At 72.4% G+C, this 22,553-nt stretch carries 26 protein-coding genes; 13 read left to right on the forward strand and 13 right to left on the reverse strand.

The window, feature by feature from the left end; genetic code table 11:
- Positions 1-179: 179 nt before the first annotated feature.
- Both DFJ66_RS09055 and DFJ66_RS09060 read left to right on the forward strand, forming a co-directional pair.
- Entirely contained in the window at positions 180-632 is a 453-nt protein-coding gene (locus DFJ66_RS09055; protein ID WP_211351036.1) for a DUF4383 domain-containing protein, read from the forward strand.
- Positions 633-731: 99 nt separating this feature from the next.
- Positions 732-1,064: a helix-turn-helix domain-containing protein gene (locus tag DFJ66_RS09060; RefSeq protein ID WP_170199225.1), complete on the forward strand. Its 333-nt coding sequence runs from the start codon at positions 732-734 to the stop codon at positions 1,062-1,064.
- A 57-nt stretch (positions 1,065-1,121) separates the two neighbouring features.
- On the opposite strand, the gene DFJ66_RS09065 is transcribed toward DFJ66_RS09060, so the two are convergent.
- Positions 1,122-1,598, reverse strand: a complete 477-nt coding sequence (locus DFJ66_RS09065) for an SRPBCC family protein (RefSeq protein WP_121219785.1) — start codon at positions 1,596-1,598, stop codon at positions 1,122-1,124.
- Positions 1,599-1,711: 113 nt separating this feature from the next.
- On the opposite strand from DFJ66_RS09065, the gene DFJ66_RS09070 reads away from it, so the two are divergent.
- The 4 genes from DFJ66_RS09070 (at position 1,712) to DFJ66_RS09085 (ending at position 5,323) form a co-directional block, all read left to right on the forward strand.
- Positions 1,712-2,521 carry a CoA transferase subunit A gene (locus tag DFJ66_RS09070; protein ID WP_121219787.1) on the forward strand — a complete coding sequence of 270 codons (810 nt, stop codon included), beginning with the start codon at positions 1,712-1,714 and terminating at the stop codon, positions 2,519-2,521.
- A 77-nt stretch (positions 2,522-2,598) separates the two neighbouring features.
- Positions 2,599-3,327, forward strand: a complete 729-nt coding sequence (locus DFJ66_RS09075; protein WP_121230893.1) for a CoA-transferase subunit beta — start codon at positions 2,599-2,601, stop codon at positions 3,325-3,327.
- The gene (locus tag DFJ66_RS09080) at positions 3,324-4,499 is read left to right on the forward strand and encodes a thiolase family protein (RefSeq protein ID WP_121219789.1); all 1,176 of its coding nucleotides are present in this window, start codon (positions 3,324-3,326) and stop codon (positions 4,497-4,499) included. Before DFJ66_RS09075 ends, DFJ66_RS09080 begins: the two co-directional genes overlap by 4 nt.
- A gap of 32 nt (positions 4,500-4,531) precedes the next feature.
- The gene (locus DFJ66_RS09085) at positions 4,532-5,323 is read left to right on the forward strand and encodes an IclR family transcriptional regulator domain-containing protein (protein WP_121230895.1); all 792 of its coding nucleotides are present in this window, start codon (positions 4,532-4,534) and stop codon (positions 5,321-5,323) included.
- Between the two features lie 103 nt (positions 5,324-5,426).
- On the opposite strand, the gene DFJ66_RS09090 is transcribed toward DFJ66_RS09085, so the two are convergent.
- On the reverse strand, positions 5,427-6,365 hold the full coding sequence (locus tag DFJ66_RS09090) for an aldo/keto reductase (protein ID WP_211351562.1): 939 nt from the start codon (positions 6,363-6,365) through the stop codon (positions 5,427-5,429).
- Positions 6,366-6,522: 157 nt separating this feature from the next.
- Between DFJ66_RS09090 and DFJ66_RS09095 the strand changes: the two genes are divergently transcribed.
- On the forward strand, positions 6,523-7,215 hold the full coding sequence (locus DFJ66_RS09095; RefSeq protein ID WP_121219794.1) for a TetR/AcrR family transcriptional regulator: 693 nt from the start codon (positions 6,523-6,525) through the stop codon (positions 7,213-7,215).
- 103 nt (positions 7,216-7,318) lie between these two features.
- Here the strand turns inward: DFJ66_RS09095 and DFJ66_RS09100 are convergent, their stop codons facing one another.
- From DFJ66_RS09100 to DFJ66_RS43370, 5 genes are all read right to left on the reverse strand, one after another.
- Positions 7,319-9,763: a bifunctional lysylphosphatidylglycerol flippase/synthetase MprF gene (locus DFJ66_RS09100; RefSeq protein WP_170199227.1), complete on the reverse strand. Its 2,445-nt coding sequence runs from the start codon at positions 9,761-9,763 to the stop codon at positions 7,319-7,321.
- Entirely contained in the window at positions 9,730-11,004 is a 1,275-nt protein-coding gene (locus DFJ66_RS09105; protein ID WP_121219798.1) for an alpha/beta hydrolase, read from the reverse strand. Before DFJ66_RS09105 ends, DFJ66_RS09100 begins: the two co-directional genes overlap by 34 nt.
- A gap of 134 nt (positions 11,005-11,138) precedes the next feature.
- Positions 11,139-11,579, reverse strand: coding sequence for a group II truncated hemoglobin (locus DFJ66_RS09110; protein ID WP_246029650.1), 441 nt, complete (start codon positions 11,577-11,579; stop codon positions 11,139-11,141).
- Between the two features lie 60 nt (positions 11,580-11,639).
- Positions 11,640-12,785, reverse strand: coding sequence for an alpha/beta hydrolase family protein (locus DFJ66_RS09115; protein WP_121230899.1), 1,146 nt, complete (start codon positions 12,783-12,785; stop codon positions 11,640-11,642).
- A gap of 79 nt (positions 12,786-12,864) precedes the next feature.
- Positions 12,865-13,629: a MerR family transcriptional regulator gene (locus tag DFJ66_RS43370; protein ID WP_211351040.1), complete on the reverse strand. Its 765-nt coding sequence runs from the start codon at positions 13,627-13,629 to the stop codon at positions 12,865-12,867.
- 26 nt (positions 13,630-13,655) lie between these two features.
- Between DFJ66_RS43370 and DFJ66_RS44935 the strand changes: the two genes are divergently transcribed.
- From DFJ66_RS44935 to DFJ66_RS09130, 3 genes are read left to right on the forward strand one after another with little or no spacing between them, the layout of a single operon-like run.
- On the forward strand, positions 13,656-13,784 hold the full coding sequence (locus tag DFJ66_RS44935) for a hypothetical protein (protein ID WP_281276605.1): 129 nt from the start codon (positions 13,656-13,658) through the stop codon (positions 13,782-13,784).
- 34 nt (positions 13,785-13,818) lie between these two features.
- Positions 13,819-14,139: a YciI family protein gene (locus DFJ66_RS09125; protein ID WP_121219800.1), complete on the forward strand. Its 321-nt coding sequence runs from the start codon at positions 13,819-13,821 to the stop codon at positions 14,137-14,139.
- A 12-nt stretch (positions 14,140-14,151) separates the two neighbouring features.
- Positions 14,152-15,375, forward strand: coding sequence for an RNA polymerase sigma factor (locus tag DFJ66_RS09130; RefSeq protein ID WP_121219802.1), 1,224 nt, complete (start codon positions 14,152-14,154; stop codon positions 15,373-15,375).
- Here DFJ66_RS09130 and DFJ66_RS09135 read toward each other — a convergent pair.
- The gene (locus DFJ66_RS09135; RefSeq protein ID WP_121230901.1) at positions 15,329-16,138 is read right to left on the reverse strand and encodes a PP2C family protein-serine/threonine phosphatase; all 810 of its coding nucleotides are present in this window, start codon (positions 16,136-16,138) and stop codon (positions 15,329-15,331) included. The genes DFJ66_RS09130 and DFJ66_RS09135 overlap by 47 nt on opposite strands.
- A complete protein-coding gene (locus DFJ66_RS09140) occupies positions 16,135-17,058 on the reverse strand; it encodes a hypothetical protein (RefSeq protein WP_121219804.1) in 924 nt (307 codons plus the stop codon). The genes DFJ66_RS09135 and DFJ66_RS09140 overlap by 4 nt, the downstream gene beginning before the upstream one ends.
- Before the next feature lie 226 nt (positions 17,059-17,284).
- On the opposite strand from DFJ66_RS09140, the gene DFJ66_RS09145 reads away from it, so the two are divergent.
- Positions 17,285-18,472, forward strand: coding sequence for a M23 family metallopeptidase (locus tag DFJ66_RS09145; protein ID WP_121219806.1), 1,188 nt, complete (start codon positions 17,285-17,287; stop codon positions 18,470-18,472).
- A gap of 261 nt (positions 18,473-18,733) precedes the next feature.
- Here DFJ66_RS09145 and DFJ66_RS09150 read toward each other — a convergent pair whose 3' ends face one another.
- Entirely contained in the window at positions 18,734-19,015 is a 282-nt protein-coding gene (locus DFJ66_RS09150; protein WP_246029651.1) for a DUF1152 domain-containing protein, read from the reverse strand.
- Between the two features lie 127 nt (positions 19,016-19,142).
- Here DFJ66_RS09150 and DFJ66_RS09155 point away from each other — a divergent pair, with 127 nt between their 5' ends.
- The gene (locus DFJ66_RS09155; protein ID WP_397556268.1) at positions 19,143-19,730 is read left to right on the forward strand and encodes a TetR/AcrR family transcriptional regulator; all 588 of its coding nucleotides are present in this window, start codon (positions 19,143-19,145) and stop codon (positions 19,728-19,730) included.
- Here the strand turns inward: DFJ66_RS09155 and DFJ66_RS09160 are convergent.
- Positions 19,723-20,862 carry an MFS transporter gene (locus tag DFJ66_RS09160; RefSeq protein WP_121230905.1) on the reverse strand — a complete coding sequence of 380 codons (1,140 nt, stop codon included), beginning with the start codon at positions 20,860-20,862 and terminating at the stop codon, positions 19,723-19,725. The two genes, DFJ66_RS09155 and DFJ66_RS09160, sit on opposite strands and share 8 nt — an antisense overlap.
- A gap of 61 nt (positions 20,863-20,923) precedes the next feature.
- Between DFJ66_RS09160 and DFJ66_RS09165 the strand changes: the two genes are divergently transcribed.
- Positions 20,924-21,295: a MerR family transcriptional regulator gene (locus tag DFJ66_RS09165; protein ID WP_121219810.1), complete on the forward strand. Its 372-nt coding sequence runs from the start codon at positions 20,924-20,926 to the stop codon at positions 21,293-21,295.
- Positions 21,296-21,356: 61 nt separating this feature from the next.
- On the opposite strand, the gene DFJ66_RS42560 is transcribed toward DFJ66_RS09165, so the two are convergent.
- Together DFJ66_RS42560 and DFJ66_RS09170 are read right to left on the reverse strand one after the other, a co-directional pair.
- Positions 21,357-21,533: a hypothetical protein gene (locus DFJ66_RS42560; protein ID WP_170199229.1), complete on the reverse strand. Its 177-nt coding sequence runs from the start codon at positions 21,531-21,533 to the stop codon at positions 21,357-21,359.
- 121 nt (positions 21,534-21,654) lie between these two features.
- On the reverse strand, positions 21,655-22,533 hold the full coding sequence (locus tag DFJ66_RS09170; RefSeq protein ID WP_121219812.1) for an NAD-dependent protein deacetylase: 879 nt from the start codon (positions 22,531-22,533) through the stop codon (positions 21,655-21,657).
- Positions 22,534-22,553 lie beyond the last annotated feature (20 nt).

A 22,553-nucleotide genomic window follows, 5' to 3' on the forward strand; every position in this document is an offset into this window, starting at 1 on the left:
GCGCGGCCGGGCAGGCGAGCCGGGCAGGCGCGGTGAAGTGGCGGCGGCCGGCGGTGTTCGTGCTGGTCGTGGGGGTGCTCGTGCGGCCCGTTGCGCCCGGTCGTGGCCGGGTGTTTTGCGCGGGTCGCCGAGGGTAGTCGGTGGGCAGGCTCGAACACCCTCGGGACAGGGAGCTTGACATGAGCACAAGCGGAGCGATCACGCGCACACCGGTGCAGTCCGCCGCGCTCGCGGTGAGCATCGTGTTCGCGTTGGTCGGAATCGCCGGCTTCATCCCCGGTCTGACCACCGACTACGACACCATGCAGTTCGCGGGGCATGAGTCGCAGGCGCAGCTGTTGGGCGTCTTCAACGTGTCCATCCTGCACAACCTCGTGCACCTGGCGTTCGGCGTGGTCGGCTTCCTGATGGCCCGCACCGCCGCCGGCGCGACGACCTACCTCGTGGGCGGCGGAGTGGTGTACCTGGTGCTGTGGCTCTACGGTCTGCTCATCGACCACGACAGCGGAGCCAACTTCGTGCCGGTGAACACCGCGGACAACTGGCTGCACCTGGGGCTGGGCCTCGGCATGGTCGCCTTGGGCTTCAGCCTCGGCCGGTCGTCCCGGGTCGGTCGGCGCGGGGCCGTCTGAGCGGTGGGTGTGGTCCACAGGGGCGTCTGACGGGCGCGCGACACGCCGATACCGGACGCACCTGACGTCGGTTGCGCGCTCACAACTAGACTGCGCGGTGTGAGCGAAGATTCCACCACCACGTCGTCCCTGTGGACCTACATCGAGACCAACCTGGAGAACCGCGGCCTGAGCACCGGCGACCTCTCCCGAGCGACCGGCGTGCACCGCAGCCGGTTCACGGACTGGCGGCGGGGCAAGTCGATCAACATCGACACCGCCCGCGCGATCGCCAGGCTGTTCGAGGTCAGCCCGCTGGAGGTGATGGTCGCCGCCGAACTGATCACGGCCGACGAAGCCCAGCTCAAGCACACCAGGCCCGACCCGGCGGACCTCACCGACGACGAACTGGTGGCCGAACTGCGCCGCCGCCTCAAGCGCCTCGCGAACTGAGCGCGAACCGCCCCCACCCGACGCCCGACCTCCGCCCCCAGCCTCGCCGGCCGGCCCTCACGGGTACGGCCGGCGGCTGCGTTCAGCGGCCTGCTTCAAGCGGGCGAGGGTGGATTCGATGTTGGCCTGGTTGCGGGTGCCGCGGTCGCGGACGCCCGTCGCGAGCACCGTCAGCGGCTTGAACCAGGACGGGCGCAGGTCCCACGTGCTTTCCGTGACGCGGCAGCCGGTGTCGGACGGCTCGATGTCGTACTGCCAGCGGGACACCGGCATCCCCAGCGAGTGCACGACGAACGCGAAACGCTCCGTGCGCGCGTCGGTCACCGTGGCGACCGTGGTCCACAGCCTGATCCCGCGCCGGTTCGTGCCGCGGAAGCGCGCGCCGACGCCCGGACCGCTCGCACCGTCCAGCCACCGGCCGCCCGAGTACTCCTCGGCCAGTTCCGCCATCCCCGCCAAGTCGCTGACCAGCTCGTACACGTGCTCGGCGGGTGCGGCCACGTCGACGCTCGCCCGTGCATCCGGATCGCTCACGTTCCGGAATGTAGAGGATCACCGGACGCTGCCCAAGGGTTGACCGGTGCAGCGCGGCGCTCGTAGTGTTCGTATGGAGAACTTGTGTTCGGCATGCGAACATGTGAGGTGACGTGGCCGAGATCGCAACGCTGGCGGACGCGGTCGGCGAGCTCGTGGCCGATGGGGACGTCGTCGCGCTGGAGGGCTTCACCCACCTGATCCCCGTGGCGGCGGGGCACGAGATCATCCGCCAGGGCCGGCGGGACCTGACGCTCGTGCGGATGACGCCGGACATCGTCTACGACCAGCTCATCGGCGCCGGGTGCGCGCGGAAGCTGGTGTTCTCGTGGGGTGGCAACCCCGGTGTCGGCTCACTGCACCGGTTCCGGGACGCGGTGGAGAACGGGTGGCCGCGGGCGTTGGAGATCGAGGAGCACAGCCACGCCGGCATGGCCAACCGGTACGTCGCCGGCGCGTCCGGGTTGCCGTTCGCGGTGCTGCGCGGGTACGTCGGCACCGACCTGGCCTCGGTCACGGCGTCGATCAAGCCGATCACGTGCCCGTTCACCGGCGAGGTCCTGACCGCCGTGCCCGCGCTGAACCCGGACGTGACGATCGTGCACGCCCAGCGCGCCGACCGGCGCGGCAACGTCCAGCTGTGGGGGTTGCTCGGGGTGCAGAAGGAGGCGGTGCTGGCGGCGCGGCGCAGCCTGGTCACGGTCGAGGAGGTCGTGGACGAGTTGACGCCGGTGCCGGGCGCGGTCGTGCTGCCGTCGTGGGCGGTGACGGCCGTGGCGGAGGTGCCGGGCGGGGCGCACCCCTCGTACGCGCAGGGGTATTCGGAGCGGGACAACGCCTACTACGCGGCCTGGGACGCGATCAGCCGCGACCGGGACGGGTTCGGCGCCTGGGTCGAGCGGATCAGGGAGGCGGCGGCGTGAGCGCGGTGTCGGCCGGGCGCGACGGCGGCGGCGTGGCGGGCGGGAGTGGAGACGGCGTGGACCACACCTCCGACGAGATGATGGCGGTCGCGGCGGCGCGGGCGTTGTCGGGGCGGCAGCGGGTGTTCGTCGGGATCGGGTTGCCGTCCACGGCCGCGAACCTCGCGCGGCGCACGCACGCGCCCGAACTCGTGCTGGTGTACGAGTCGGGGACGCTCGGGTCCAAGCCCGACCGGCTGCCCGCGTCCATCGGTGACGGCATCCTCGCCGAGACCGCGGACGCGGTGATCAGCGTGCCCGAGGTGTTCAACTACTGGCTCCAGCCCGGCCGCATCGACATCGGCTTCCTCGGCGCGGCCCAGTTGGACCGGTTCGGCAACATCAACACGACCGTGGTCGGCGACTACGCCCGGCCCCGGGTGCGGCTGCCGGGGGCGGGTGGCGCGCCGGAGATCGCCGCCTCGTGCGGCGAGGTGTACGTCGTGGTGCGGCAGAGCAGGCGCAGTTTCGTGGAGCGGGTCGACTTCGTGACCTCCTTCGGGCACGGCGGCGGGCGTGGTGACCGGGAGCGGCTGGGCCTTCGCGGGGCGGGCCCGACGCTGGTGATCACCGACCTGGGGGTGTTCCGGCCGGACGCCGAGACGGCCGAACTCGTGCTCACCGACCTGCACGACGGTGTATCCCTGGACGACGTGCGCGCCGCGACCGGGTGGGACCTGAAGGTCGCCCCCGACCTCGGCCGCACTCCCCCACCGACCGCTGAGGAACTGGCCGCGCTGCGGTCGCTCAAGGAGGCTTCGACGTGACCGACGTGTTCGTGCTCGACGGCGTGCGCACCCCGTTCGGCCGCTACGGCGGCGCCCTGTCCGGCGTGCGCCCCGACGACCTGGCCGCCCACGTCGTGGGCACGCTCGCCGAGCGCTCCGACCTCGACCCGGCGCAGGTCGACGAGGTCGTGTTCGGCGACGCCAACCAGGCGGGCGAGGACAACCGGAACGTCGCCCGGATGGCGGCCCTGCTCGCCGGGTGGCCGACGTCCGTGCCCGGGACGACCGTGAACCGGCTGTGCGGGTCCGGCCTGGACGCCGTCATGCAGGCTTCGCGCACCATCGCCGTCGATGACGCCTCCTTGGTCGTCGCGGGCGGGGTCGAGTCGATGAGCCGGGCGCCGTGGGTGCTGCAGAAGCCCGCCAAGGGCTTCCCGTCCGGCCACGAGACCCTGCACTCCACCACCCTCGGGTGGCGCATGACCAACCCGAAGATGCCCGCCGAGTGGACCGTGTCGCTCGGCGAGTCCACCGAGGCCCTCGCCGACCGCTTCGGCATCGGCCGCGAGGAGCAGGACGCGTTCGCGCTGCGCAGCCACCAGCTCGCCGCGAAGGCCTGGGACAACGGCTTCTACGACGGCCACGTGGTCCCCGTGCCGGGCACGGACCTGACCCGCGACGAAGGCATCCGCGCCGACACCAGCCTGGAGAAGCTCGCCACCCTGAAGCCCGCCTTCCGTCCACAGGGGACGGTGACGGCAGGCAACGCCTCACCGCTCAACGACGGCGCGTCGGCACTGCTGCTGGGTTCGCAGGCCGCCGCCGACCGCCTGGGTGTGACGCCGTTGGCACGCATCGCCGGACGCGGCGCGGCGGGTGTCGACCCGGACGTGTTCGGCATCGGCCCCGTCGAGGCGGCCGAGATCGCCCTGCGCCGAGCCGGGATCGGCTGGGACGACCTGGCGGCGGTGGAGCTCAACGAGGCGTTCGCCGCCCAGTCGCTGGCCTGCCTGAAGTCCTGGCCCGCGCTGGACCCCGAGATCGTCAACGTCAACGGTGGTGCGATCGCCATCGGTCACCCCCTCGGCGCGTCCGGCGGGCGGGTCGTGCTGCAACTCGCCCACGAGCTGCGTCGGCGCGGCGGCGGGTGGGGTTTGGCGGCGCTGTGCATCGGTGTCGGCCAAGGGCTGGCCGTGGTTGTCGAGGCATGACCCTCCCGGGTGGTCGCTAGGGTGTGCGGATCATGGGTGAGTCGGTGGAGCGCGGCGCGTACTACGTGCAGTCGTTGGAGCGCGGGTTGGCGGTGGTCCGCGCGTTCAGCGCCGACACGCCCGCGCTGACGCTCACCGACGTCGCCAAGGCCACCGGGCTGACCCGGGCGGCGGCACGGCGGTTCCTGCTGACGCTGGTGGACCTCGGGTACGTGCGGACCGACGGGAAGCTGTTCTCGTTGACCGCGCGGGTGCTGGAACTCGGGTACGCGTTCCTGTCGAGCATGTCGCTGCCCGAGATCGCCCAGCCCCACCTCGAACGGCTCTCCGGCGAGGTGGGCGAGTCCACCTCCGCCTCGGTGCTGGACGGGGCGGATGTCGTGTACGTGGCGCGGTTCGCCGTGTCTCGGATCATGGCCGTGTCGATCACCGTGGGCACCCGGTTCCCGGCGTACGCCACGTCGATGGGACACGTGTTGCTGGCCGGGCTGTCCGCCGGGGAGTTGGAGCGGTACCTGGGTTCGGTGCGGTTGGAGCCGTTGACGTCGCACACGATCACCTCCGTGGAGCGGCTCCGGGACGAGTTGGACGGGGTGCGGGCCCAGGGATGGGCGCTGGTGGACCAGGAGTTGGAGGAAGGGCTGCGGTCGGTGGCGGCTCCGGTTCGCGATCGGTCGGGGCGGGTGGTGGCGGCGGTCAACGTGTCCACCCATGCCAGTCGGACCACGGTGGACCGCATGCGGGAGGAGACCGTGCCGCGGCTGTTGGCCACGTGTGCGGCGATCGAGCAGGACTTGGCGGCTGACCCGCGACCGCGCGTGTAGGGCTGCGGTTGTAGGGCTGCGAGGTGCGGGGCAGCGGGGTGCGGGGCAGCGGGGTGCGGGGCTGCGCGTGCGGGGCTGCGCGTGCGGGGATCGCGGGTCTGGGTCAGCGTTCGCTGTCGAGGTCGGCCATCAGGGGTGTGGCGTAGCGGGTGCCGGCGGCGGCGTCGGCGGGGATCGCCTCGCTGATGGTGGCCAGGTCCGAGTCGGTCAGGGTCAGGGTTGTGGCGGCCAGGGACTCGGTCAGGCGGCTGCGTGTGCGGGCGCCCACCAGCGGGACGATGTCCTCGCCCTGGGCGGCGACCCACGCGATGGCCACTTGCGCGACTGTCGCGTCCTTGGCTGTGGCGATGGCACGCAGGGACTCCACCAGGGCCAGGTTGTGCTCGACGTTGCCGGGCTGGAAGCGGGGGCTGATGGCGCGGAAGTCGTTGGCGAGGGCGCGGGTCGGTTGCCAGTGGCCGGACAGCAGGCCTCGCGAGAGGACCCCGTAGGCCGTGATGCCGATGCCCAACTCCCGGGCCGCCGGCAGGACCTCCTGCTCGATGCCCCGGGACAGCAGGGAGTACTCGATCTGGAGGTCGGAGATCGGGTGCACGGCGGCGGCCCTGCGGAGGGTCTCCGCGCCGACCTCGGACAGGCCGATGTGGCGCACGTGGCCTGCCTCCACCAACTCCGCGATGGCGCCGACTGTGTCCTCGATCGGCACGGCCGGGTCGAGGCGGGCCGGGCGGTAGATGTCGATGTGGTCCGTGCCCAGGCGGCGCAGGCTGTAGGCGGCGAAGTTCTTCACCGCCGCCGGGCGGGCGTCGTAGCCCGACCAGCCGCCGTCCGGGTCCCGCAGGGCCCCGAACTTGACGCTGATCACCGCGTCGTCCCGGGCACCCGGGCGGGCGCGCAGGGCGTCGCGGAGCAGCAGTTCGTTGTGGCCCATGCCGTAGAAGTCGCCGGTGTCGAACAGGGTGACGCCGGCGTCGAGGGCCGCGTGGATGGTGGCGGTGCTCTCGGCCTCGTCGGCGGGGCCGTAGAGGTCGGACATCCCCATCAGGCCCAGCCCCGGGGACGAGACGGTGGGACCGGTCTTGCCGAGGGTGCGGAACTGCGTGGTCATCGGAGGCTCCAAAGTGGTATCGGCGCTACGAGAAAGACGGTAGCACCGATTCCAGTATCAGTGCTACCCACGATGGGGTTAACATTGATGCATGGGCGGAGAGCGGAGCGTCACCACGCGCGAGCGGATCATCCAGGCCGCGGCCGAACTGCTGGCCGACGGCGGGATCGACGCGGTCTCCACGCGGGCCGTCGCCGCCGCCGCGGGCGTGCAGGCACCGGCCCTGTACCGGCTGTTCGGCGACAAGCAGGGGCTGCTGGACGCGGTCACCGCGCACGGGTTCGAGCGGTACCTGGCCGCCAAGAAGACCGTCGCGCCCAGCGACGACCCGGTCGAGGACCTGCGGCGCGGCTGGGACCTGCACGTCGAGTTCGGGCTCACCCACCCGGCGTTCTACGTGCTGATGTACGGCGTCCCCCAGCCCGGACGTCGTCCGACCGCCGCCGACGACGCCTACCGGCTGCTGGTCGGCATCCTGGAACGCGTCGCCGCGCAGGGCCGGTTGAAGGTGCCCGTCGAGACGGCGGCGAGCATCGTGCACGCGACCAACACCGGGGTCACGCTCAGCCTGATCTCGGCGCAGGAGAAGGACCTGGGTGTGTCGACAAGGACGCGGGACATGGTGTTGGCCTCGATCACGACCGACGAGTTGCCCCCGGAGGACACCACGCTGTCCGCCCACGCCCTGGCCCTGGACTCGACGCTGAACGGCCAGAGCCACCCGTTGACGCCGGCGGAGGCGGCCCTGCTGCGCGACTGGCTGCACCGGCTCGCGACGAGCTGACACCGGAACCGCGCCGACTCGCGCCGAACCGACCCGGGGCACCCGCCCAGCTGCGCGACCGGATGCCCCGGCTCGCGGCGAACCGGACCCGGCTCCAGCCCCACTAGGCGACGGGTCGGGCCGGCGCGTGGCGGACCGACCGCAGAACGCGGCCGGCCAGTCGCACACCCTGGCGCACGCTCATCCCCGGCAGGTACGCCCGCCCCACGGCGTTCGCGATGCGCGGCAGCGCCGCCGGGTCGGGGTAGGCCATGTACAGCGGCCGGTACACGGGTTGGAACTTCGCCTTGAACGCCAGCAGCGACCGGAACCCGTACACCGGCTCCAGCACCCGCCCGGTGAAGTCCAGCACCCGCTGCACCCCGCACGCCCGCGCACCCCGGTCCAACCGTGCCAGCGGCGCCCCGGACAGGCTCAGGAACGCGTACCCCTCTTCCCGCAGCGCCAGCGCCGCCGATGCGATCAGGAACTCCATCGCCCCCGGGAACGCGCTCCCCCGCCGCCGCATGAAGTCCAGCGTCCACCCGACCACCCGGCCGTCCACGTGCACCGGCAGCCAGCTGGTCACCGCGTGCACGGTCCGGTCGGCGTCCACCGCGACCAGGCAGCGCACCCCGTCGCCGGACAGCTCCGCGAGCCCGCCCAGCGTGAACCCCATCTCCGGCAACCCCTTGTCGGCCACCCACTCCGCCGAGATCGACCGCACCTGGTCGGTCAGCGCGGGTGGCGCCTCGGCGTAGCGGACCCACTCGGCGGTGATGCCGCGCTTGCCCGCCTTGTTCAGCGCTGTCCGCACGTCCTGCCACTTGCGGCCGGTGAACGTCAAGTCCGGCAGCGGGATCACGGTGTCCTCGGCGACCTGCACCGCGTGCCACCCGCTCACCGCCACCTCGTCCCGCAGCTCCTCGCTGATGCTGTAGAGGCACGGTGTCCAGCCTTCGTGGGCGCAGAACGCCGCGAAACCGCGTACGGCCTCGAACCGGGTCCCCGGAGGCCCGATCGGATCACCCACCGTCAACGCGATCGTCGCCACCACCCGATAGGCGACCACCGCCTCACCGTCAGGGGTGAACCAGTACCGGTTGCCGCGCCAGGTCGTCATGTACGACAGGGACGTCCCGCCGTGCAGCTGCACCAGCTCCCACGCCCGCGCCGCCGCATCCCCCTGCTCGACCCGCCGCGCGTGCCACAGCGCCTGCAGCAACCCGCCCAGCACGACCAGCCAGAACACCACCCCGGTGTACTCGAACAGCACCGCCGCCACGAAGTCGTCGGGCCGGAACGGCAGCGCCACCAACCCCAGGTAGCCCGGTGGGAGGAACCGCGCCGGCAGGTCCGCCACCAGGTCGCCGAACCCGGGCACGGGCGTGAACTGCTCGCGCACCACGTACCCGCCGAGCACGTACACCGCGCTCAACGCCAGGAACCCGCCCAACGACACCGCCCAGAACCGGCGGACCGGCGTGGGCAACGGGAAGTGCCGCCGAGTGCACAACAACACGACCACGATCGCCACCGGCAACACCAACGGCAGCGCGAACTCGGCGAACACCGAAGGCGTCAGCACGTCCCCCAGGTCCACCACGTACCAGCCGAACAGCGCCGCCATCCCGACGTTGAGCACCAGCGCCGCCCACCACGCGAACCGCCGCCCCCGCCGCAGCCCTTCCGCCAGCACCAGCAACAACAACGCGGGCACCACCGACATCAGCAACGCGGGCAACCGGTCGTACGCCGCCTGGGCCTGCGCGGTCCGGCACTGCGACCACGACTCCGGGTCCGCGCACAACCCGGCCACGGTGTCCGCGTCCGGCTGCGGCACCGCCACCACGTCGGTGAACCACGACAGCGGCCCGTTGGCGTAAGGCGACAACCACACCACGATCGGCCCCAACGCCGAAGCCGCCAACAGCAAGGCCACCAGCACCCGGGTCTCCGACGCCAGCACCGCCACCGGACGTCGTCGCACCGCCCCCACCAGCAGCCCGACGACCCCTCCGCACAGCCGCAGCACGTCCTCCAGGTACCCCGAGTACAGCGCCAGCACCAGCAGCCCGAGCACCAGGAACACCCGCACCCGTCGACGCCACAGCGGCGGCAGCCGGAAGCTCAACGCCAACGCCAGCCCCGCCACCCCCGGCGACACCCCCACCGCCAGGTCGTACTCCAGCGACGACGGCCAACTCCACCCGGTCGACGCGCCCACCCGCACCAGCCCGGCTCCCGCGAACACCGCCGCCACCTGGCACCCGACCAGCAGCGCCACCGCCCGCCACGGCCCGAACTCGCGCTCCGCGACCGGTCCGAACACCACCAGCAGCACGCTGGTCCCCAGGTACCCGGCCAGGTTCGCGCACCACAACGAGGACCCGAGGGCCGTCCACAGTGGAGACGACACCCCGAACCCGATCTGGTCGAGCAGTTCGTCGGACGGCCCCGACCACAGCGTCCCGCTGACCGCGCCCACGCCCCACAACACGACCAGCAACGCCGTCGTGACGGGCGCCCGCCGGATCAGCGGGCCAAGCCGGTGCGCTGCGCGAGCCACGGCAGCGAGTCGTACAGCCCCGGCCGCCAGACGTTCCAGTCGTGGCCGCCGGGCAGTTCCGCCCACCGCACGTCCATCCCCGCCCGTTGGCACGCTTCGTACACCTTCCTGTCCTCGTCGCGGTAGTAGACGTCGCCCTGGCCCGCCACCACCACGCCCTCGGTGTCGGGGAACCGCCGGGTCGCGAGGACGTCCAGCGGGTTGACCCGCCGGAAGGCCTCGGCGTCGCCGCCGAACACCTGCCGAATGGTGTCCGCGCGGTTGCCCAGGGTCGGCTCGGCCTGGCCGGAGATGTCGATGAACTTCCCGTAGACGTCCGGCGCGCGCACGGCCAGTTGCAGCGCGCACGTGCCGCCTTGGGAGAACCCGGCGATGGTCCACGCCGTGCGCCGCTGGTCGACGGTGAGCCGCTGCTTGACCCAGTTCGGTACGTCCTTGGCCAGGTAGGTCTCCAGCGCGCCGCGCGAGGAGTCGACGCAGATCGGGTTGGCCATCAGGGAACCCAACTGGTCGGCCATGACGACGATCGGCGCGAGCCCGCGGTGCTGCCGGGCGAACGCGTCCAGGTGTTGCGCGAGTTGGCCGGCGTCGAGCCAGTCGCGGGGCGTGCCCGGCTGGCCGGCCAGCAGCACGACCACGGGCAACCGGGGGCGCGGCGACACAGCGTAGGCGGGCGGCAGGTACACCCAGGCGCCACGCGGCCGGTAGTCGGTGCTCGCCGGGATGTCCGCCGACGACACCGTCCCCTTGTCCGGCACGCTCGCCGGTTGCCACACGTCGGCGAGCACGGACCCGTCCGGCACGACGAGGTCACCGGCGGGCCGGGCGGCTTCGTCCAGGTCCACGGTTTCGGCCAGCAACGGCCCCAGAACCGCCCGCATGGTCGGGTACTGCCCGTAAAAGGTGTTCACCCCTGACAACGCGCCCACCAGAACGGTCACCACGGCGAACAAGGCGATCACCCGGTGCACACGCGCCCGCCACCGCACCACGGCCAACACCACGGCGAGCACGAGAGCGCCCAGGCACACCAGCACTTTCAGCGGCAACGGCTCGGGAAACGGCCGCCACACCACGTTGACGACCAGCCCCACCAAGGCGGCGGACAGCACACCGGCGAGCACCGCGAACAGGACTATCCGGAAAGGACGGACACCGACCGCCAACAACACCAAACCGGCGGCGGCCACCACTGTGACCGCCGCCGGGATGGGTCCGTTGATCAGCGAAAGGTCGAGCACCCGGGCTTCCCGTCACATCGTCGGCGCGATGCGTCCAGTCCACCCCTGCGCGCGGCCGGCGCGCATCGGACCATCGGAGGGTCCCCGTCCGCCTTATGGCTGGCCGGGAATCAGCCTCAGGTCTGACAACCCGATCACTGCCAGTGCCGGCGCGGGACGTCCCCCGCGCTCTCCGGGTAGGCCTCGCCCGGCTGCGACACGTCCCGGGCGATGGCGGTGCCCCAGTCGATGTAGCGGCCGAAGCTGTCCTGCAGCCGTTCGTCGGCCGGCAGCACCTCGCGCGCCGACTCCTTCATCAGCTCCGCCCACCTGGCCCGCTGCTCCTCGCTGATGCCCAGGCCGTGGTGCGCCTGGAGGATGTGCAGGTGCCCGCCCAACTCCTCGGTGAAGCCGGCCGGGCCGCCGAACACCTCCGCCAGCCACACCGACACGTGCTCCAGGTGCGTGCGCGTGAAGTTCTCGAACAGTGGCTTGAGCAGCGGGTCGTCGAGCACCTTGGCGTAGAACACCTCCACCAGCTCGTCCAGCACCTTGCTGCCGCCGATGGCCTCGTACATCGTTTGCTGCTCGGTCACGTGCCGATGATGGCCGTGATCTTGGGCTCGACGCACGCGGTTTCGCGGCGGGCGGACGGTTCAGCGGCGCAGAGTGCGCTGGAAGAACGCACCCACGAGGTCGCGGACGACCGGGACCGACCGTTCGGCACGGATCTCGCCGACGAGCTTCACCCGGTCCTGCTCGGGCATCAGGCGGGCGTTGACGAACGCTTCCGTCATGGGCGCGAAGTCGGTGAACACCCAGTGCGTGGCGTGGCTGATCTGGTGGTGCCGGGTGCGCGGACCGTGGGAGAGCATGGCGGCCCACGACGTGCGGTACCGGTCGTCGAGGTAGCCGTCCGTGCCGACCAGGAACAACGGCCGGTCCACGCCGTCGCGGGCGACCGGGAGCAGTTCGCCGGGCTTGCCCGGTTCGACCGCGTAGTCCAGGTGGCCCTCCAGGTTCACGGCCGCGTCGATGCGCGGGTCGTCGTACATCGCCTGGGACGCCGTGGTGCCGCCCGCCGAGTGCCCGTACATGCCGATCCGGCGCAGGTCCAGCGACCGGGCCAGGTCGCGCGGCAGCTCACGGCCGGCCGCGTCCGGGTTGCCGCCGGCCGCGAGCACCTCGAGCTGGTCGAGCACGAACTTCGTGTCCGTGAGCCGGACCGCGATCATGTCCCGGAAGATCGCGGGCTTGACGCGCGGGTCCTCGGGCAGGGCGATGGTGCGCACCCGGCCGTCGGGGAACTCGACCTCGCTGGTCTCGCCGGGGTGGTCCATCGACACCACCACGAACCCCCGGCTCGCGAGGTCTTCCGCCAGCGCGGTGTTGATCGTGCGCGGGTCGCCGCCGCCCGTGCTGTAGAGGAGCACCGGACGTCGTCCGGGCAGCGCGGGTGCGCCGACGTGCGAGTGCGTCTTGGTGGCGGCCCAGTCCACTCCGGACTTCGGCAGCTCCGGGTGCCCGTACACCGCGTCCAACTGCCCGAACACCGCGGCGGCCTGCGGCGTCATCTGCGGCGCGACAGGGTAGCCGCGCACGGACCGCGCCGGGTAGTGCACCGACACGACCAGTTCGCGCGGCTTGCCCACGGCGTCCGGCCACGGGTCGGTGCGCTGGTGGTCGACCAGGTGCAGTGTCGTGACACCCACCTTGTGCGGTCCGGTCGGCGCGGGCAACAGCCCCGCCTCCGGTTCGGCCACGGCCGGCACGGTGCTCATGGCGAGCAGCGCAGCCGTCATCCCGATGATCTTGCGCAACACAAAAATCCCCCTCATCCAGTGGCGACCGGCGGGCACCCCCTGCCCGCCGGGCGCCGGTTCACCGCGAGGCCGCGTACATGCGCCCCACGTAGTCCCACAGGCCGTCGCCCAGGTCCGACAGCGACTGGTCGGGCAGCACCTCGCGCAGCACGCCGTGGCCGTGCTGCCGGAAGAACGCGCTCATCGACCGCAGCAGGTCCGGGTCGTCCCCGGCGAACATGCGGCCGATCTTCACCAGCCGCCGCCCCTCGGCCTGCACCTCCGGGTCCTCCACCGGGGTGGCGGCGCGGTAGTGGGCGATGATCGCCGACAGCACCTTGGGCCACTCGGCGTCCAGGTGGCGGCGCTCGTCGTCGGTCAGGCGGTCGGCCAGGTCGAACAGGTACTGCCGCTGGTCACGGCTCAGCGACTCGTCGAAGATCGTGGTGGAGCCCAGCAGCGCGAGCAGGGCGCTGGGGTCCGGACGGGGTCCGTCGAGCTGGTCGAGCAGGCCGCGGGTCTGCCGGCGCAGCGTCTCCAGCCGCCACACCTGGTCGTCGAGCTGCTCCAGGTGCGCGGTCAGCACGTCGCGCAGGCCCGCCGGGTCGGCCAGCGCCTCGCCGATCTCGTCCAGCGACATGCCCAGCTGCCGCAGCAGGCGGATGCGGTAGAGGCGCTGGAGGTCGGGTTCGGTGTAGCGGCGGTGGCCGGAGGCCGTGCGCTCACTGGGGCGCAGGAGGCCCAGCTCGTCGTAGTGGTGCAGCGTGCGCACCGTGAGACCGGTGACCTTCGCCAGGGCGCCGACGCTCCAGCGCGGCTGCTTCACGTGCTCGGTTCCGGTCACGCACTGACCATAAAACCTCACGTCGGGTGAGGTTCAACACCGTATCGGGTGGTATCCCGGAGGCCGGGGTGCGCGGCCTGTACGACCGGATCGCGGATCAGGTCGTGCCGGACTGGGCGAAGGTGTCCTCGAACGAGGGGTCCCGTTCGTCGTAGTGGTGGAATGGCACCGACGACAGGAGTCGACCCCATGAAGTACATGCTGCTGATCTGCGCTTCCCCGGACGCCGAGCCCGACGGCGGCGGCATCACGATCGACCAGTGGCTCGCCGAGGTGGAGGGCAAGCGGCTGGACGGGTCGGAGCTGGCGTCCCGGCGCACCGCGACGACCGTGCGGACGCGCGGCGAGGAGGTGCTGCTGACGGACGGGCCGTTCGCCGAGACCAAGGAGCACATCGTCGGCTACGACGTGGTCGAGTGCGCGGACCTGGACGAGGCGGTCCTCATCGCGTCCCGGCACCCGGTGGCGCGGTTCGGCGCGGTGGAGATCCGACCGTTCGCGGACCTCTGAGGGGCTTCGCTGATGGCTGCCGAACCGGAGCGTCGTACCCCGGTGGGAGAATGGAACCGGGGGCCGGAGGCCGCGCCTGATGCGGTCGTCGCCGAGGTGTTCCGGGCCGAGCGGACCCGGATCGTGGCGACGCTCATCCGGGTCACCGGTGACTTCGAGCTGGCCGAGGAGTGCGTGCAGGACGCGTTCGCGCAGGCGCTGGAACGGTGGCCGCGAGAAGGCGTGCCGCACCGCCCCGGCGCCTGGCTGACCACCGCCGCCCGCCATCGCGCCGTGGACCGGTTGCGGCGGGCGGCGGTGGAGGCGGCCAAGCTGCCGTTGACGCTGAGCGACCCCGTGGAGGACGACGGGTTCGGCGACGACGTGCTGCGGCTGATCTTCACGTGCTGCCACCCGGCGCTGTCCCTGGAGGCACGGGTCGCGCTGACCCTGCACACGGTGGCGGGCCTGGCGGTCGGCGACATCGCGCGGGCGTTCATGGTCGCCGAGTCGACCATGGCGAAGCGGCTGGTGCGGGCCCGGGCGAAGATCCGGGCCGCTCGCATCCCGTACCGCGTGCCGCCCGCCCACCTGCTGCCGGAGCGGACGGGCGGGGTGCTGGCCGTGCTGTACCTGCTGTTCAACCAGGGGTACTCGGCGGTCGAGCGGTGGGAGCTGTGCGCGGAGGCGATCCGGTTGACCCGCACGCTGGTGGCGCTGATGCCCGACGAGCCCGAGGCAGTGGGCCTGCTGGCGCTGATGCTCCTGCACGACTCGCGCCGCGCGGCCCGCGTGTCCGGCGACGACCTGGTGCCCTTCGCCGAGCAGGACCGGTCGTCGTGGGACGCCGCGCGCATCGCAGAGGGCACGGCCCTGCTGGACCGGGTCCTGCGGCGCGGGCAGCCGGGTCCGTACCAGGTGCAGGCGGCGATCGCCGCGTGCCACGTGGCGGAGGGCGGGCCGGACTGGCCGCAGATCGCGCTGCTGTACGGGCGGCTGCTGGAGCTGGTGCCGTCGCCGGTGGTGGCGTTGAACCGGGCGGTGGCGGTGGCCGAGGCGGACGGCCCGGAGGCGGGGTTGGCGCTGGTCGAGGCGCTGGCGGACCGGCTGTCCGACCACCACCTGTGGCACGCGACCCGGGCCGACCTGCTGCGGCGGCTGGGTCGGTCCGAGGCGGCGGAGGCTTACCGGGCGGCTGCCGCGGTGGCGCCTACCGAGGCGGAGCGGCGGTTGCTGGAGCGGCGGGCCGCGGGATGAGCAGAGCGGTCACGTTGTCGTGGCCGCCGGCGGCCAGGGCGTGGGCGACGAGGGTGCGGGCGGCGTGCAGGCAGTCGCCCGACCCCGCCGTCGCACGCAGGTCCGCCGGGTCGCTCAGGTAGCGCGTCAGGCCGTCGGTGCACAGCAGCACCCGGCCGGGCACGGACGGGCGGTGGCTGCGCAGGCGGGGCCGCGGGTCCGGGGCGTCCGCGCCGAGCCAGGCGGTGATGGCGTCGTGCTCGCCGGTGTCGTCCTCGGTGAGCAGCACGCCCGGACCCCGGTCGGGCAGCCAGTACGCGCGGCTGTCGCCCACCCCGGCCACCCACAGACCGAGGGGACCGACGACCGCGGCCACGAACGTGCTGGCCGGGGCGACGCCCAGGGCGGACGAGCCGCCGGCGAGGGCGGTCACGGCTCGGGACGCGTGGGCGACGGCGTCGGTGAGCGCGGTTTCCGGCAGGGCGTCGGCGGCGAGCGCCTTGGCCAGTCTCTCCGCGCCGGCCTCGGCCGCCACCTGCGCCGCTCGTTCGGGACGGGCCGACAGGGACACGCCGTCGCACACCACCCCGACCGTCCACTCCCCCACCGACGTCAGCACGGCCGCGTCGGCGTTGACCGCTCGCCGCAGACCGCGATCCGTCACCAAGGCCGCACTGTCCACAGTGGACTCCACGTGGGCGCGGAAATCGGTCTGGTCCAGGCCGCAATCCCAGCAGTGGGCGTCGGGCGCGACCGTTCCACCGCATCGGGCACAAGGTGTCATGTCCACTCCCACCCTATCCCGAGCACACCGCGCGGCACGTCCTTCGCCGTCAGGTGCACCAGGCGGCCTGGGGCGAGGACCAGGTCCGCGCCGCGTTCCACCGGGCCGTCGTCGTGTTGGGACAGTGCGAAGCAGCGCACCGGCAGGCGTGGCTCGGTGAAGCGGACGCTCATCACGTAACTGCCCACGGGGTAGCGGAACGCACGGCGGTAGTCCAAGGCCTCTGTGCCGTCCTCCACGGTGAACGCGTACTCCAGCAGGTGCGTCTGGCCGGCGCGCAGGGCGTGGTCGAGCAGCAGTTCCACCGCGATGACCGGGGCGTGCGGGTGCCGTCGAACCCGGCCCAGGCGGCAGTTCTCCACCGCCTCCGGCACGATCGCGTCCGGGTCGGTGCCGGGGTCCGCGCAGTACACCGCCAGGTGCCGGTCCGGGTGGCCGTCGACGGCGAGCAGCACCTGCCGGGTGTGCACGCGCCGGATCGACCCGCAGCCGCCCACGGACACGGCGTCGTCCTGGCACCACAGCCGCAGGTTGCCGTCCGACGGTCCGACCAGCGCGTCCACCGTCTCCGCCAGGGACTGCGCGGGCTGCAACATGCTGCCGTACCGGCCGGTCGCCCGCCGGCGCGCCGCCCACCGGCCACGCGGGCGGGGTGGACCCAGCAGCGACTCCAGCGAGTGCCTCGGCAACCCCAGGATGGCTTCGATGGCCTGCACGGCCCGCAGCGAGTCGGCCCGTTCGGGACGGCTGCGGCCCAGCCGCCAGTAGCTCAGCGTGGCCAGGCTGACGTGGATGCCGCGCCGCGCGAGGCGCTCGCGCAGGCGTTCCAGGGTCAGCCCGCTGCGCTCGATCGCCGCGCGCAGCGCCTCGTGGAACGGGCCGGTGCGCAGCAGCACGTCGACGTCGGGTCCGACGGACACGGCGTGCCCCCTCGACTGTGGAAGAAAACAGTCTAGGAGCCCGGTTCCGGCCGACATGACCGACGAACGACGGTAGCCGTTCACAGTTTTCCCGCCGGTTCCACAGTAAGCCGCCACCGGCCCCCGGTGGTCTTGACCACTCGGCGCGGCCCGGAGTGTCATCGGGCGCGCGGCGGTCCTTCCCTGCACCGGGCCGCCGGTTCCCTGCAAGTGTCCTGGAGGGCACATGTCCTTTACCCTGCGGCGATTCCTCGCCCTCGGGGCGTCGCTGGCCGCCGGCGCGGCGGTGCTGGTCGGGCCGCCGACCGCCACCGCGCAGCCGGACCTGGCGACGACCGTCCGCTCCGCCGTGCTCGCGAAGCACGGTGCCGCGCTGCAAGAGCAGTGGGGCACCCGGTCGCTGCGCGAGCCGCTGTTCGAACCAACCCGCGTGTCCGGTGACTGGGTGTTCGGCAGCACCACCGTCCCCCTCGCGTACGGGCAGGGGCACGGGGCTCCGCTGATGGCCTTGTTCCTGGCGCGGCGCGACCGGAACTCGTGGAGGGTCGAGTTCGACGGCACTCCCGGGTTCGCTGCCCTCGCGCAGGACGCGCCCGTGCTCAGCGACGGCGAAAAGGTGACGTTCCGCAACAACGCCGCCGGCGTCCAGACCCTCGCCGACACCGGCCTCGGCCTGCCGTGGCCGCAGGGCGTGGCGTGGTGGATGGGCGGCGGACCGCACGGCAACAGCGGCAGCAGCCGGCCGTTCAGCTCGATCGACTTCAACGGCGGCGACGGGCGTGTGCTGTCCGCCGGGGCGGGGCGCGTCTACAAGAGCTGCATCGCGGGCCGTAGTGCGCTCGTGAAAGTCGTGCACGACAACGGTTACAGCACCACGTACTACCACATGTACGACCTGACCACGCTGGCCGACGGCAGCGCCGTGCGCACCGGGACGTACCTCGGGCACATCGGCAACGAACTGCCGTGCGGCGGTTCCAGCACCGGTGCGCACGTGCACTTCTCGCTGCTGAAGGGCAACACGCACATCAGCGTCAACGGGATGACCATCGGTGGTTGGACGTTCTACGAGGGCTCGCAGGCGTATGGCGGGTACGCGCAGCGCGGCAGCACTCGCGTGAACGTGGGCGGCAAGGTCACCAACTACGGCGGCGGGACGACGTTGCCGACCGGCACCGTGAACGGCGGCTCGAACAGTTCGGTGAACCTGCGCTCCGGGCCGGGCCTGAGCTACGACACCGTGGGCACGGTCGCGAACGGCACCGTCGTGTCCATCGCGTGCACGGCGCGCGGCGAGACGGTGCAGGGCGTGTGGGGTCCGACCGACCTGTGGAACCGCCTCGAAGACGGCAAGTGGATCAGCGACGGGTTCGTGGACACGGGCTCCAACGAACCGGTGGCGGCTGCTTGCTGAACCGGCCGTGGGCGGGCTCCGGCCTGCACCGAACCCGCCCACGGCCCCCTCGGCATCAGTGCGGGAACACCCGCCGGGCTCGCGCGGTGATCTCGTCCCGGTAGCCGGCGATCGCAAGGGACACGTCGATCGAGGTCTCGGGAGCCGCTCAACCGGCTGAGGTCATGCATCGACTCGGCCAGTGCGGCGAGGTTCTCCAGGACGTCGCGCGGCGGCGCCGTGGAAGGCGACAGTGCCGAAGCAGCGACACCACCAGCCGGGTCACCCGTTTAGCGCGGCCACGGCGGCGAGGCTCGCCATGTCCTCCTCCGGCGTGCCGAGGCCGGCTTCGTCGCCGCGCAGCAGGATGTCCGTACCGCCGTTGACCAGCACGACCGCATCGACGCCCAGCGTGCCCACCAAGGCTCGGTAGGCGGCGGTCAAGGGGCGGACTCCGGTGCGGGGCAAGGCGTGCACGGTGGTGGGCAGGTACTGCTCGGCGAGCCACCGCGCCAGCGTGCGTTCCGGGAAGTAGTCGTCCGACCCGGCGCTGTCGGGGCGCACCGCCGCCAGGTCGGGTGCGATCCAGTCGTCGAGGTCGAGCCGACTTCAGGCGGTGACCAGGGGCGGTTCGACCAGCGAGAACATGCTCCACATCGTACGGAGACCGCATTTGGACTACAGTCCGGTTGTGCCCGAGACGGACCACGAACTGCACGTCCTGCGCGGCTCACGGCCGAAGGAGCGGGCCGATGCCGCGCGGAACCGGGCTGCCGTGTTGGGGGCCGCCGCCGCGTTGTTCCGGGAGCACGGGGTGGACGCCGTGTCGATGGACGCCATCGCCGCCGCGGCCGGGGTGGGCAAGGGCACGCTGTTCCGCCGGTTCGGGGACAAGGCCGGGCTGGCGGCCGCCCTGCTGGACGACCAAGAGCGCACCCTCCAGGAGGCCGTCCTGTCCGGGCCGCCGCCGCTGGGGCCGGGTGCCGACGCCCACGCCCGGGTCAGGGCGTTCGTCGAGGCCTACCTTGACTACCTGCTGCCGCACCTCGCCCTCGTCCGCATGTCGGAGACGGCCTCGCCGGGCGCGCGCTACCGGATCGGCGCCTACCGGTTCTGGCACCGCCACCTCGCCCTGCTGCTGACCGGCCCCGACCCGGACGCCGACGCGCACACCCTGCTGGCCGCCCTGTCCGCCGAGCACGTGCACGCGGTCCTGCCCGACCTGGGTCCGGACCGCGTGCGCCGTGCCGCCCTCCGCCTCGCCGACGCCCTCAGCTGAGCGCGCGCGGGAAGCGGCGCACCACCACGAGCACCGGGACCAGCAGGACCAGGACGCTCCACGGGAACGACGTCGGGCCGGCCGCGTCGAGCAGGACACCGCCCACCACGCCGCCACCGGCCATGGCCACGTTCCACAAGGTCACCAGCATGGCCTGTGCCGTGTCGGCCGCCGGACCGCCAGCGTGCGCGACGGCGGTCTGGAGCAGCGTCGGCACGCCACCCCAACCCAAGCCCCACAACCCGACCGCGACGAACACGGCCACCGGGCTCTCGAACAGCAACCCGGCGGCGGCCACGGCCACCAGGAGGGTCGCCGCCACCGTCAACGCACGCAGCCGCCGGTCGATGGACGCGCCCACCAGCCAGATGCTCACGATCGACGCCACCCCGAACACCAGCAGCACGACGTCCACCGAACCGCCCATCCCCACGGCACCCAGGAACGTGGCGATGTAGGTGTAGAGGATGTTGTGCCCCAACACGAAAGCCGCCGTCACGACCAGCACCGCCACGACCCCGGGCATCCGCAGCGCGGCCACGACCTGCCGCCGCCCCGACGCCTCGCCGGGGAAGTCGGGCACGGCGACCACGATCCACCCGACCAGCACGACGGCGATCCCGGTCATCACCCAGAACGCCGCCCGCCACCCCACGGCCTGCCCGAGGAACGTCCCCGCCGGGATCCCCAGCGACAGCGCCAGCGGGATGCCGGCCATCACCACCGCGATCGCCTTGCCCGCCAGCTCGACCGGCGCCACCCGGCGGGCGTAGCCGGCCAGCAGCGCCCACACCACGCCCGCCGCCACACCGGCCACGAACCGCGCCCCCAACGTCACCGCGTAGACCGCCGAGACCGCCGTCACCGTGTTGGCCACCGCGAACCCGGCCACGGCCACCAGCAGCAACCGCCTGCGCCGCCACGACGCCGTCGCCGCGACCAGCGGGATGGCCGTGACCGCCGTCCCGATCGCGTACACGGTCACCAGCTGCCCGGTCGCCGACTCGCCCACGCCCAGGTCCGCGCTCATCGCGGGCAGGACGCCGGCGGGCAGCGCCTCGGTCAGCACGGTCACGAACGCCGCCGTGGTCAGGGCGAGCAGCGCCCCCAGCGGCAGCCTCACCGATGTCATCACCATGAGCCGTATGCTCAAACCCTCACACAGGTGTGAAGGTCAAAGTGAGGGGGAGCACATGCGCATCGGCGAGCTGTCGGAGCGAACGGGGACGTCCCGCCGCCTGCTGCGCTACTACGAGGAACGCGGCCTGATCACGTCCACCCGTTGCGCCAACGGCTACCGCGACTACGACGAGCGCCTGGTGGACCGCGTGCTGCAGATCCGGGGCCTGCTCGACGCCGGGCTGCCGACCCGGATCATCAAGCAGATCCTGCCGTGCCTGGACAAGCCCCGCGTCATCTACTTCCCCGACGCCACACCGGAGATGCTCGCCACCCTGGAGCAGGAACGTGACCGGATGAGCGCCCGCGTGGCGTGCCTGACCCGCAACCGGGACGCGATCTCCGAGTACCTGGACGCGGTCAAGGAGTACAACGCTCAGCGATAGCTTGGCGTGCAACGGGTTCCTCGCCAGCGGACACCGCACTGGCGAGGAACCCGTGGTGCGATCACCGGGCGGGGCGCAGGTCGCGGCCGGAGGCGGTGAGGTGCTCCCAGGTCCGGCCGCGCTGGCTGGGCGGCGCGGAGCCGTCCGCGTTGCGCATCGGGTACACCAGCCCGAAGGGCACGGGCTGGTCGAACTCGTCACCGCTGCGGATGTCGATCAGATCCCGGACATGCGCCATCACGACCTCCTCGCGGGGTGGGTGGCCCCGGCTGGCGGGCGGGGCCGACTCGGTGGATGCCTGTCAACTACCCGTTTCCGTGCGGTGACAAGCGGATTTCCGTTGCTGCATCAGTGTGAACTCACCCGCACCGCAGGACCGCGCACAGCTCGGTCAGCGCGGGACCGAGCGGCAGGTCGACCCGGACCGACGCGTGCACGTCGCCGCGCGTGCGGCCCTGGTTGACGATCACCACGGTCTTCCCGGTCTTGGCCGCGTGCCGCACGAACCGCAGGCCGGACATGACGGTCAGCGAAGAACCCAGCACCACAAGGGATCGGGCCGCGTCGACCAGCCGGTAGCACTCGTCCACGCGCGGCTTGGGCACGTTCTCGCCGAAGAACACGACGTCCGGCTTGAGGATCCCGCCGCAGTCGGCGCACGACACGACCCGGAAGTCGCGCACGTCCTCCGCCGACAGCTCCACGTCGCCGTCGGGGTTGATGCGCGTGGCGGTGGCCCGGAAGTCGGGGTTGGCCGCGCGCAACCGGCGGTCGAGGTCCTCGCGCGGGGTGGTGCGGCGGCAGTCCAGGCACAGCACGCGGTCGAGGTTGCCGTGCAGCTCGACGGTGTCCCGGGTGCCCGCCGCGTGGTGCAGGCCGTCGACGTTCTGGGTGATGACGCCGGAGACGAACCCCGCCTCGCGCAACCGCTGGACGGCGCGGTGGCCGTCGTTGGGGTGGGCGCGGGCGATGGTGCGCCACCCGAGGTGGCTGCGCGCCCAGTACCGGCGGCGGCCGTCGACGCTGCCGACGAACTCGTCGTAGGTCATCGGCGTGTGCCGGCGCAGGCTGCCGGTCGCGCCCCGGTAGTCGGGGATGCCGGACTCGGTGGACAGCCCGGCGCCGCTGAGCACCACCGCGCCCCCCGCGGCGACCACCGGGACGACCTCGTCCAGGCTGGTGCTGCGCGGCAGGGGCGCGGCGGTGTCGGTCCAGCTCAACGTGGGGCGCGTGCGCACGCGCTCCAGCTTACGTGCGT

The organism is Saccharothrix variisporea, assembly GCF_003634995.1.
GTDB classification, from domain to species: domain Bacteria; phylum Actinomycetota; class Actinomycetes; order Mycobacteriales; family Pseudonocardiaceae; genus Actinosynnema; species Actinosynnema variisporeum.